The organism is Rossellomorea vietnamensis, assembly GCF_008180415.1.
Classification (GTDB): domain Bacteria; phylum Bacillota; class Bacilli; order Bacillales; family Bacillaceae_B; genus Rossellomorea; species Rossellomorea vietnamensis_C.
The window spans coordinates 25,961-38,400 of record NZ_VTEI01000018.1; the positions used below are offsets into that span (position 1 = coordinate 25,961).

Genomic DNA, 12,440 nt, shown 5'->3' on the forward strand with positions numbered 1-12,440 from the left:
TTTCCCGGATAAAGATAGCATCCGTGCTCCATTTTGGAATAATTCCTCATCGTCCACACCTCCTATCGTTGTCAAATATGTGTATTTTAAAGAGATTCCTTGAAATATATAGGTTTTTAGGATATATTCGTAATGGAAAAAAGGATAATGGAGGGCCCTATATATATGACTAATAGATATGCAGTGATTCTAGCGGCAGGACAGGGAACCAGAATGAAATCCAAGCTATATAAAGTATTACATCCGGTTTGTGATAAGCCGATGGTAGAACATGTCGTTGACCAAATCACGACACTTGATATAAATAAGACTGTTACAATCGTCGGCCACGGAGCCGAACTTGTTCGGACTCACCTTGAAGGAAAAAGTGAATTCGCATTGCAGGAGGAACAGCTCGGAACTGCCCATGCTGTCATGCAGGCGGAAGAAGTGCTTAGCGGACTTGAGGGTACTACCCTGGTAGTTTGCGGCGACACACCGCTTATTAAAGGTGAAACTATGGAAGCGCTTTTAAAGCATCACAATGAATTGCAGGCTAAAGCCACCATTCTGACAGGGAAACCTGCAGATGCCACAGGTTATGGCAGGATCATCCGCAATGAGGAAGGCCTTGTGGAAAAGATTGTGGAACATAAGGACGCTTCAGAAGAAGAACGCCTTGTGAAGGAAATCAACACAGGTACTTACTGCTTCGATAACAAAGCTCTGTTTGAGGCATTGAAAAAGGTCTCTAATGACAACAGCCAGGGTGAATACTACCTGCCGGATGTCATTGAGATCCTGAAAGCGGAAGGTGAAGTCGTTAGTGCGTATCAAACTGATGACTTTGAAGAGACACTCGGTGTCAATGATCGTGTAGCTCTATCCCAGGCAGAGCAAATCATGAAGAAACGCATCAACGAAAAGCATATGCGAAACGGCGTCACTTTCATTGATACAAACACGACATATATTGGAGCGGACGTGCAAATCGGCCGCGATACAGTCCTTCAGCCAGGCACAGTCATCAAAGGCAGCACAGTGATTGGTGAAGATAACGTGATTGGGCCCCATACGGAAATTAAAGACTGCACAATTGGAAACAATACAGTCATTAAGCAATCTGTAGCGCATGACAGCAAAATTGGATCTCATGTGAATATCGGACCATACGCTCATATCCGCCCGCAGTCACAAGTAATGGATGAAGTGAAAATCGGTAACTTTGTCGAATTGAAAAAAGTGACCTTCGGAAAAGGCAGTAAAGCGTCCCATCTCAGCTACATAGGCGATGCTGAAGTGGGAGAGGACGTCAATATCGGCTGTGGATCCATCACGGTCAACTACGATGGAAAGAATAAACATCTGACAAAGATTGAAGACGGCGTTTTTGTCGGCTGCAATTCAAACCTCGTTGCTCCTGTAAACATCGGAAAAGGCGCCTACGTCGCAGCCGGTTCAACGATTACAAAAGATGTTCCGGGAGAATCCCTTTCAATTGCCAGAGCCCGTCAAGTGAATAAAGAGAACTACGTAAATAAATTAAATCTTAACAACAACTAATTTGGAGGTTGCCATGCCTAACAGTTACTCTAATTCTAAATTGAAGATCTTTTCTTTGAATTCAAATCCTGCGCTAGCTGAGGAAATCGCGAAAGAAGTAGGGGTTCCGCTTGGTCAATGTACAGTAAAACAATTCAGCGACGGAGAAATCCAAATCAACATCGAAGAAAGTATCCGCGGCTGTGATGTTTTCGTCATCCAGTCGACCAGCGCCCCTGTTAACGAAAACCTGATGGAACTGCTCATCATGGTAGATGCCCTTAAGAGAGCCTCTGCCAAAACAATCAACATCGTCATGCCTTACTATGGGTACGCAAGACAGGACCGTAAAGCGCGTGCGCGTGAGCCAATCACCGCAAAGCTTGTTGCAAACCTTTTAGAAACAGCTGGTGCTACGCGTGTCATCACTCTAGATCTTCATGCGCCGCAGATCCAAGGTTTCTTCGATATCCTGATCGACCATCTTATGGGTGTGCCGATCCTGGGTGATTACTTCCTGGAAAAAGGCTTCAAATCGGAGGATATTGTCATTGTGTCACCAGACCATGGCGGGGTGACAAGAGCCCGGAAGCTTGCGGAAAGATTGAAAGCACCGATCGCCATTATCGATAAGCGCCGCCCTAAACCGAATGTTTCAGAGGTAATGAACATCGTCGGTAACATAGACGGCAAAATTGCGATTCTGATTGATGATATCATCGATACGGCCGGTACCATTACCCTGGGAGCAAATGCCCTAGTTGAGAACGGAGCAAAAGAAGTGTATGCATGCTGTACACATCCTGTTCTTTCAGGCCCTGCGATCGAAAGGATTCAAAACTCAAAAATCAAAGAATTAATTGTAACGAACTCCATTAATTTAGCTGAAGAAAAAATGATAGGCAAAATCAAACAGCTTTCTGTTGCTCCTCTAATCGGTGAAGCCATCATCCGTGTTTATGAGCAGCAATCAGTGAGTACTTTGTTTGATTGATCAATACCCGGCAAACTAGATATGGTTAACGTCCATATCAAATAGAATAGAATTAAGAAGCAGTGTGGATTTTTACTACTAGTCCACGCTGCTTTTTCTTTTGCTCTGTGATTCTGAGAGCTTTCTTGAGAGACGCCAAGAGGTGGTTTTCCAGGGCTAGGTGTCCTTCGGAAAGGGCCCGAGTGACCCCAGGGGTTGGTTTTCCAGGGCTAGGTGTSCTTCGGAAAGGGCCCGAGTGACCCCAGGGGTTGGTTTTCCAGGGCTAGGTGTGCTTCGGAAAGGGCCCGAGTGACCCCAGGGGTTGGTTTTCCAGRGCTAGGTGTGCTTCGGAAAGAGCACGAGTGACATCAGGTGCCTATTTTCCAGGGCTAGGTGTCCTTCAGAAAGAGTCCGAGTGACCCCAGGGGTTGGTTTTCCAGGGCTAGGTGTCCTTCGAAAAGAGTCCGAGTGACCCCAGCAGCCCAATTTTCAGGGCTAGGTGTCCTTCGAAAAGAGCCCGAGTGATCCCAGCAGCCCAATTTTCAAGGTTAGGTGTGCTTCAAGAAGAGCCCGAGAGACTCCGGCAGCCCGCTTGAACAGATCCACCTCGGCTAGTAAATATCATCAGCTGCCTGTGTCCCAATCGCGCTGCGCACCACTGAAATTCTGTTGCCAGGGGAGGAAGACCCCAAGAAATAAAGGTAATTTAAGAAGAACCTGTTTAATATTACCTTATTTAGGGTATTTTCTATAGAGAGACTAATATAGAAAAATGAGGAAGGGGTTTTATTCATGGCTGTACAATTAAAAGCTAGTGGCCGCACAGGCGACAAAAGATCTGATCTAACCAAACTTCGACATCAAGGGAGTATTCCTGCAGTAGTATACGGATATAAAGTAGACAATACACCGATTTCCATCGACTCCATCGCGTTTATTAAAACAATGAGAGAGGCCGGCAGAAACGGGATCATCTCATTGGATATCGATGGAAAGAAACAAAACGTTGTGCTGAGTGACTATCAGCAGGACCATATCAAGGATGCTGTCATTCATGCAGATTTCCTTGCGGTTAACATGTCCACTGAAATGGATGCAGACGTGCGTGTAGAACTTGTTGGAGAATCAGCAGGCGTTAAGGACGGCGGAGTCCTTCAGCAGCCGCTTCATGATGTTTCCGTAACAGCTAAGCCATCAGATATCCCTGACAGCGTTCAGGTTGATATTTCTGAGCTTCAAGTCGGGGACAGCATTACAGTGGGAGATATCAAAGGCAGCTATTCTTTCACAATCAATACAGATGATGATATGACGATCGCCTCTGTCCTTGCGCCTCGCCAGGAGGAAGAGATCAGTTCTGGTGAAGAACAGGAACCAGGCACTCCTGATAATGAGGAAGGCCGTGAGACAGAAGCAAGCAGCGAGAGTGAAAGTAAAGAAGAATAGAATAATTTTTCAGGCGCAGCCTTTTGCGGGTTGCGTCTTTTATCGTTTATAATTATGGTATTGATAGTGCATGAAAATGAGGTGGAACTATGAAATTAATTGTTGGGCTTGGAAATCCGGGAGCGCAATATGATCGTACCAGGCATAATATAGGGTTTGAAATTATAGATGAACTAGCAAAGAAATTCGGCAGTCCCTTGAATCAATCGAAATTTAAAGGGGTCTATACTAGTGTCCATCATAAAGGGGAAAAGGTCATATTACTTAAACCTCTTACATATATGAACTTATCAGGAGAAAGCGTTGTTCCTTTGATGGATTACTTCGATATTGAGGAAGAGGACCTGCTGGTGATCTATGATGATCTCGATTTGCCCGTAGGAAAAATCAGGCTCCGCCAAAAAGGAAGTCCAGGGGGCCATAATGGAATGAAATCCATCATCGGTCATTTGGGAACCCAGCAATTTAACAGGATAAGAGTGGGCATTGATCGTCCGCCGAGCGGCATGAAAGTTCCTGATTATGTTTTAGGAAAATTTGCGCCTGAAGAGTGGGAAACTATGCAGGATGTCATTGCTTCCAGCACGGCTGCTTGTGAAGAGTGGCTCGAAAAGCCTTTCCTTGAAGTCATGAATAAGTTTAACTGAACGGCTTTTTGTATAACTCCTGCTTAACACGTTCATAATAAGGATATTAGTGTTATGAAGGAGGAAGGATATGGCGATTCATTACCACTGCCGTCATTGCGGGTACAAAGTGGGGAGCTTGAATCAGGTTTCCGTGCACTCAGAGCAGGTCGGCCTGCATAAACTTTCTGATGAGGATCGCTTAGATATGGTATCATATGAACAAAATGGGGATATCCATATCAAGACGATTTGCGAGGACTGCCAGGAATCACTTAACCGCAATCCTGATTATCATCAATCAGATTATCTGATCCATTAAGGGGCTTTGGTCTTGACCAAAGCATTTTTCTGTTGCGATGGACAGGTCTATAATCAAAAGGAGCGGTTCCTAGCTTTGGTTTTATAGGCTGATCGCTTTTTGATAGACTATCAGCTGAAACAGACTAATTTTTACAAGGACCCTCTATTGATGCGGGATGATCTTGATACTTAGGAAATCACATCAACTTTAGTGGATCACTTATAGGTATGTTAGCCGTGCCTAGCTCCTCGGGGTCAAATAACCTCTAGAGAATAAAAGGAAAAACCGCCTTTTTTTCTCTAGAGAACATTTGCCTGTCGGAGCTAACCAAGGCGCTTACCCTTTTGTTCATAAATAGAAAAGGAAATAGAGAGGAGGATTACTCCCTTGAAAAATATCTTACACTTCATTGGACAAAATGAAGAATTGCAGGCTCTTGCTGCCGGTGTGGAAGAGGGGCTGGAGGAACAGCTTGTTGCGGGATTATCAGGTTCCTCGAGAAGCGTGTTCATGGCATCGATGTTTCGTAAGACAGGGAAGCCTGCGATTGTTCTTACCCACAATCTCCTGCAGGCACAAAAAATATATGACGATCTTCTTCAATTCCTTCCTGATGAAGAAGTATTTCTATATCCAGCCAATGAGCTGATTGCGGCCGAACTCAGTGTAGCCAGTCCTGAACTGAAGTCACAGAGAATAGAAGTTTTGAATAAGCTGGCGCTGGATAAAGGCGGAGTATTTGTGGTACCCGCAGCAGGTTTAAGAAAAATCCTGCCGCCCAAATCATTATGGAAATCCTTACAGCTGTCCTTTACGCTCGGAGAAGACATCGATCTGGACAATCTTTTGGATCAGCTATTATTGATGGGTTACCAGCGGAATGAAATGGTCGGTACACCCGGGGAATTCAGTTTGCGCGGAGGGATTCTTGATATTTTCCCTCATACATTGGAGACACCCGTACGGATCGAGTTGTTTGATACAGAAATTGATTCGATTCGGTCCTTCTCACTGGAAGATCAAAGATCCATTGAAAAGCTGAAGGAAGTTCATATTGGCCCTGCTTCAGAAACGATTATGAAGAGTGAACATCTGGAAAATATCATCCGACGCCTGGAAACAGGACTATCTAAGAGCTTGAAAAAGATTAAAACTGACCAGGTGAAAGAACGTCTCACCCAAAATACCGGATATGAATTGGAACAGCTGAGAAACGGCCAAAAACCTCAAGCGATTTATAAATATCTATCATATGCCTATGATGAACCTGCTAGCTTGCTAGATTACCTTCCCGAAGGCGGAATGTTCTTCCTGGATGAATTGGGAAGAGTGCAGGAAATGGGAGAGTCATTGGAAAAAGAAGAAGCAGACTGGTATACATCTCTTTTACAAAATGGAGAAATTGTCCATGATGTCCCTGTCTCTCATAACCTTTCAAAGCTGCTGGTTCAAACCGGTTTGCCGAAGGTCTATTTCTCATTGTTCCTGAGGCATGTTCCTAATACCAGTCCGCAGAACATATTTAATCTTTCAAGCAAGCCGATGCAGAGTTTCCATGGCCAGATGAATGTTTTAAAAGCGGAATTGGATCGATGGAAAAAGGGGAATTTCACTATCATCCTATTAGGTCCTGATGAAGATCGGAAGAAGAAGCTTCAAAGGGTATTGAATGACTATGATATTGAAGTAGCGGTGACACCGGATAATGAGAAGCTTTTGATCGGGCAGGCTCAAATCATGAGCGGACATCTTACTAACGGCTTCGAACTTCCGATGATGAAAATAGCTGTTCTAACCGAAGAAGAGCTTTTTAACAAGAAGACAAAGAAAGCTCCCCGGAAACAAAAACTCTCCAATGCGGAAAGAATCAAGAGCTATTCCGAATTAAAAATCGGAGACCATGTTGTCCATGTCAATCACGGGATCGGTAAATATCTCGGGATAGAAACTCTGGAAATCAACGGGGTCCATAAAGATTATCTGCATATTAAGTACCAGGGTACTGACAAACTGTACGTACCGGTAGAACAGTTCGATCTTGTTCAAAAATATGTGGCTTCTGAAAGCAAGGAGCCTAAGCTATATAAACTTGGCGGTTCTGAATGGAAGAAGGTCAAGAATAAAGTTCAATCTTCTGTACAGGATATCGCCGATGATCTCATTAAGCTTTATGCAGAAAGAGAGGCTTCCAAAGGGTATGCTTTCTCTCCTGATGGAGATATGCAAAGGGAATTTGAAACTTCCTTCCCTTATCAGGAAACTGAGGATCAGATCCGCTCTATTCAAGAAATTAAGGTGGATATGGAAAGAGAAAGGCCGATGGACCGCCTGCTTTGCGGAGATGTAGGTTACGGCAAGACTGAAGTGGCCATCAGGGCAGCGTTCAAAGCGGTTGTGGATGGAAAACAGGTTGCCTTGCTCGTACCGACAACGATTCTTGCACAGCAGCATTTTGAAACAATGAAAGAAAGATTTCAGGATTTCGGACTCGAAGTTGGTCTGTTGAGCCGCTTCCGCACGAAGAAGCAGCAAACGGAAACAATCAAAGGAATCAAAGCAGGAACAGTTGACGTGGTAATAGGAACACACAGAATCCTTTCAAAGGATATTGAGTATCGTGACCTTGGCCTGCTGATCATTGATGAAGAACAAAGGTTTGGCGTCACTCATAAGGAAAAGATCAAGCAGTTGAAAACCAATGTCGATGTTCTTACTTTAACAGCCACACCGATACCTAGAACCCTTCATATGTCGATGCTTGGTGTCAGGGATTTATCTGTCATTGAAACCCCGCCGGAAAACCGGTTCCCGGTACAGACCTATGTGATGGAATATAACGGGGCCCTGATCAAAGAAGCAATCGAAAGGGAACTTGCAAGGGATGGACAGGTCTATTTCCTTTATAACCGCGTAGAAGATATTGAACGGAAGGCTGAAGAGATTTCCATGCTTGTGCCCGATGCAAGAGTCGCTTTCGCTCATGGAAAAATGAACGAAAATGAACTGGAATCGATCATCCTCAGCTTTCTTGATGGTGAGTATGATGTTCTCGTAACTACGACCATCATAGAAACGGGCGTAGACATCCCGAATGTCAATACACTTATTGTGTTCGATGCAGACCGAATGGGACTCTCCCAGCTGTATCAATTAAGAGGAAGGGTTGGCCGTTCGAACCGGGTCGCCTATTCTTACTTCACCTACCGAAAAGATAAAGTACTGACAGAGGTTGCGGAGAAAAGACTTCAGTCCATCAAGGAATTCACTGAGCTTGGCTCGGGTTTCAAAATTGCAATGCGCGACTTGACTATCCGGGGAGCAGGCAATATTCTGGGTGCCCAGCAGCACGGGTTCATTGATTCTGTCGGTTTTGATCTCTATTCACAAATGCTGAAAGAGGCCATTGAAGAAAGAAAGGAAGACCTTCCGAAAGAAAAGGTATATTCTTTCGAGGTGGACATAGAAGTGGATGCCTATATTCCGGATACTTATATCCAGGATGGACATCAGAAGATCGAAATGTATAAACGCTTCCGTTCTGTTTCAACCCTAAAAGAAACAGCTGAACTGCAGGATGAAATGCTTGACCGCTTCGGGGAATATCCCGAAGAAACAGCGTATCTGTTCCAAATAGCTGAGATGAAGGTCTATGCACGCCAGGCAAAGCTGGAGAGCATCAAACAGAACAAAAAGGAAGTATCCATCTTTATGTCTCCTGAAGGTACTCAGGAAATTGACGGCAGCAAGGTCTTTGATATCTGCAACAAACACGGCCGCACAGTCGGCCTTGGCATGGAAGAGCAAAAACTGAAAATCACCATCAATACAAATAGAATGAAAACGTCACAATGGTTCAATATTGCATACGATATCGTCAAAAACATCCACCTGGCAAGGAAGGATGCAGAAGTTCATTCTTCATAAGCAAAAAGCCCGCCCGTCATTCTATTGGCGGGCTTTTGTACTTTAAAAAAGGGACTGTACCTCTACGCGCGGGAAACCTGTAAAGTATAAAATAACTATTTAAGAATAATCGAAAGTCAGGTGAAGAAATGAATCCTCTTAATTATATATATATCTGCATATAAACTCAGGGGATGTTAAGGGTGAACTGCAGAAGTTGTAATGGTGAATCATTTGTAGAGGCTTCCGATTATATCAATCTCCGGCCACTGAACAAGCAGTATCTTTTTAAAAGACTCTTTTCGCAAACTTTGTTGCTATTTGATAGGATTTTACGAGAAAATACAAAACGTACGGGAATTTCCTGGTTTGCAAGAGAGAAAAGAGCAGCTTTTGGTTTTTTTCCCGAAAGTAACAATCTATGCGAAAACAGTCTTTAGGAAATAGCTTTTTAAATAGAGGAATAAACTTCCCTTAATTACTAAATAGCACCCAAAATAGCTTTAATAGAGGAAAAATATTTTCTTATTCGATTCATAATCCCAAAAAAGGGAGCTTTTTTTTCAAATAAGGGAAAAAACTTCTCTTATTCATCAGCAAAATAAGCGCTAGACTGCAATTAAGGGTAAAATATTCCCTTATTTTAAACCCCTCTGGTTCCTCGAGTAAGGATTTGGCCTTCAATCTCGCTTCCTTCTTAAAGATTGTTGCTTTTGAGTGTTATTTTTCCCCCTTCTGCCTCTTATTCGTAGAAGGATTGGAGCGGAAATCCATTATGATTAAGATAGCCACAATCTTTGCGAAAAAAGATGATAACGGGATATCGAACATAAGAAGAGAAGCAGCAAGAGATTTAAAGGACTTTGAAGGAACTGTAACTTAAATGTAATAAGCTATTCTTGTTTAATTTAGGATAGTCAGGGTATTTAATTTAATGCAGCTGCCGTTTTGGTAAAATAAACCTTAACTAGAACAAAAACGTAATTACAGAAAAAATAGTGGTTAGTGTATAGAAGTTTCCTCTTGAAGGATACTAAAGTCAACTTTGGTAATGAATATACAACAGTAATTACCGAAAAAAATCATCTGATGGAAAGTGAGGCAACTATAGATGAAAGCAACTGGTATTGTTCGTCGTATTGATGATTTAGGTCGTGTCGTTATTCCAAAGGAAATCCGCAGGACTCTAAGAATTCGCGAAGGTGATCCCTTGGAGATATTCGTTGATAGAGACGGCGAGGTCATCTTGAAGAAATACTCACCAATCAGTGAGTTAAGTGATTTTGCAAAAGAATATGCGGAAGCATTGTATGACAGCCTTGGCAGTTCCGTCCTTATCTCGGACAGGGACGCGGTGATTACCATCGCGGGCGGCTCCAAAAAAGAGTATTTAAATAAAAATATCAGCGATCTTCTTGAAAAACAAATGGGTGAACGTACTTCGTTACTCCACACCCAACAAGGGAATATCGAGTTTGTGGAAGGTGTTGAGGAGGAAGTTTCTTCTTACACAATCGCCCCCATCATCGCAAACGGTGATCCAATCGGTTCAGTGACGATCTATTCAAAGGATAAAACAATTGGTGAAGTTGAGCAAAAGGCAGTAGAAACGGCAGCTGGCTTTTTAGCAAGACAAATGGAATCATAAAATCAGGAGCGGTGAATGCCGCTTCTTTTTTTTGTTTAGGAGAGTATAAAATTCTTTATATATAACTTTAGCTTGAAATCCACATCTAGCTGCAGCGCCTAGCCCCTCGGGGTCAAATAACCCTCAGAGAATAAAAGGAAAGAGCGCCTTTTTTTCTCTGAGGAACATTTGCCTTTCGGGGCTGTTCGAGGCGCTTCCGCTTTTGATCCGTCTAGCTGCAGCGCCTAGCCCCTCGGGGTCAAATAACCCTCAGAGAATAAAAGGGAAGCCCGCCTTTTTTTCTCTGAGGAACATTTGCTTGTCGGGGCTGTTCGAGGCGCTTCCGCTTTGGGGAGTGCCCGCACTGCAAGAAAAAGGGTGTTTTGTGTTATAATACAGTACAATAATTCGCAAATAGGAAGGCAGGAAACAGCTGTTGCCCTACAAAAATACGTCTGCAAAATTAATGAAGGGAACCCTTGTCCTGACAGCGGCAGCCTTGATAACCAAAATTCTCAGCGCCGTCTACCGGGTTCCGTTCCAAAATATCGTCGGCGATATCGGCTTTTATATTTATCAGCAGGTCTATCCTTTTTATGGTATTGCCCTTGCTCTATCTACATATGGATTTCCGGTCATCATATCAAAAATGATTGCGGAGCGGCAGGAAGAAAAGAACGAACAAGAAATTCAGGCCGTTCTGCGTTCATCCTTTCTTTTTTTAACTCTGACCGGTATGATCTGGTTTCTGCTGATTTACTTCGGCTCAGAGTCAATTGCTTCCCGGATGGGTGATCCTCAGCTGAAGGAGCTAATTCAATTAATCAGTGTCACCTTTTTACTCCTTCCGTTCATATCCGGTCTCAGGGGCTTTTACCAAGGTAAAGGTGATATGATTCCCACTGCCTATTCCCAGGTGGGAGAACAGTTCATCAGGGTTGCCACGATCCTTGTGTTCTCGGCTGTCCTGGTTGCAAATGGTTATTCCCTGTATATGGCTGGTGCCGGGGCACTGTTTGGTTCTATAACTGGAGGTTTGGTCTGCATCATTATCCTGATTACATTTGTCTGGAGGGACCGAAGCCATCTTCCCCTTTCTTTCAGCAAATTACGGGGAATCGATCATAAAGAGATTTGGGCCAGGCTTTTAAAGCATGGGACGGCAATATGTATCAGCGGTATGCTGCTTGTCCTGCTTCAGTTGATAGATGCCTTGAATGTATACTCTCTTTTAGTACAATCAGGTATATCTCAGGAAGAGTCCAAACAGCTGAAAGGAATCTATGACAGAGGCCAGCCCTTCATCCAGCTGGGCACGGTCGTCAGCACCTCCCTTTCTTTAACATTGGTTCCGCTCATCACATCGGCGTTCCGTAAAGGGGAGAGTGCCGAAATGAATGACAAAATCAGACTGGCCTTAAAGATAGGCAGCCTCGCAGGTTTTGCTGCGTCTCTTGGTTTAATCAATATTATCGAACCCACCAATACTATGCTGTTTCAAAACAGCCTTGGTTCAGATGTCATTGCGGTCTTTTGCTTGTCCATTCTTTTCAGTTCCATTATCTTAACAATTTCAGGCATTCTGCAGGGGCTACAACTGATTTATTTTCCTGCCATCGCCATTCTGGGCGGATTAGTGATTAAATACTTTTTAAATATTTTGCTTGTCACCCAGTACGGTACAATGGGGTCCTCGATCTCGACGGTCATCGCTTTAGGAACGATAACCGCGATTTTAATTTTTCGTTTAAAAAAACAATTCAACGCATCATTCTTGAAACCGCATTTTTATTTTGTGACAGGTTTCGCAGGAATAGGTATGACCGTGGTACTGCAAGTATATTCATATCTTTTTTCGGCACTCATAGAGAATCCCTCGCGTATTATGGCTGCCGCAGAATCTCTGTCCAGTGCGGCCATTGGAGCTGCCGTGTTTATCCTGATGATTTTAAAAGGAAGCATCTTTTCCTCGGAAGAACTCGAGCAGCTGCCCGGGGGGGATAAATTAAGCTCCCTCTCTGAGCGTTTTAAATAGGCATA

At 43.6% G+C, this 12,440-nt stretch carries 8 protein-coding genes; all 8 read left to right on the plus strand.

The genetic code is table 11. The features are described 5' to 3' along the window. Positions 1-165 precede the first annotated feature (165 nt). Positions 166-1,542, plus strand: a complete 1,377-nt coding sequence (gene glmU / locus FZC78_RS21070; protein ID WP_148942053.1) for a bifunctional UDP-N-acetylglucosamine diphosphorylase/glucosamine-1-phosphate N-acetyltransferase GlmU — start codon at positions 166-168, stop codon at positions 1,540-1,542. Between the two features lie 13 nt (positions 1,543-1,555). Beyond that, complete coding sequence (locus tag FZC78_RS21075) at positions 1,556-2,515, plus strand: ribose-phosphate diphosphokinase (protein WP_148942054.1); 960 nt, start codon at positions 1,556-1,558, stop codon at positions 2,513-2,515. A gap of 771 nt (positions 2,516-3,286) precedes the next feature. Beyond that, positions 3,287-3,940: a 50S ribosomal protein L25/general stress protein Ctc gene (locus FZC78_RS21080; protein ID WP_148942055.1), complete on the plus strand. Its 654-nt coding sequence runs from the start codon at positions 3,287-3,289 to the stop codon at positions 3,938-3,940. A gap of 89 nt (positions 3,941-4,029) precedes the next feature. Further along, complete coding sequence (pth, locus tag FZC78_RS21085; RefSeq protein WP_148942056.1) at positions 4,030-4,587, plus strand: aminoacyl-tRNA hydrolase; 558 nt, start codon at positions 4,030-4,032, stop codon at positions 4,585-4,587. A 70-nt stretch (positions 4,588-4,657) separates the two neighbouring features. Further along, positions 4,658-4,888, plus strand: a complete 231-nt coding sequence (locus tag FZC78_RS21090; RefSeq protein ID WP_148942057.1) for an anti-sigma-F factor Fin family protein — start codon at positions 4,658-4,660, stop codon at positions 4,886-4,888. 369 nt (positions 4,889-5,257) lie between these two features. Then, on the plus strand, positions 5,258-8,794 hold the full coding sequence (mfd, locus tag FZC78_RS21100) for a transcription-repair coupling factor (protein ID WP_148942058.1): 3,537 nt from the start codon (positions 5,258-5,260) through the stop codon (positions 8,792-8,794). 1,090 nt (positions 8,795-9,884) lie between these two features. Further along, entirely contained in the window at positions 9,885-10,421 is a 537-nt protein-coding gene (spoVT, locus tag FZC78_RS21110) for a stage V sporulation protein T (protein WP_148942060.1), read from the plus strand. 415 nt (positions 10,422-10,836) lie between these two features. Beyond that, a complete protein-coding gene (locus FZC78_RS21120) occupies positions 10,837-12,435 on the plus strand; it encodes a putative polysaccharide biosynthesis protein (RefSeq protein WP_252183700.1) in 1,599 nt (532 codons plus the stop codon). The last annotated feature ends 5 nt before the right edge of the window (positions 12,436-12,440 follow it).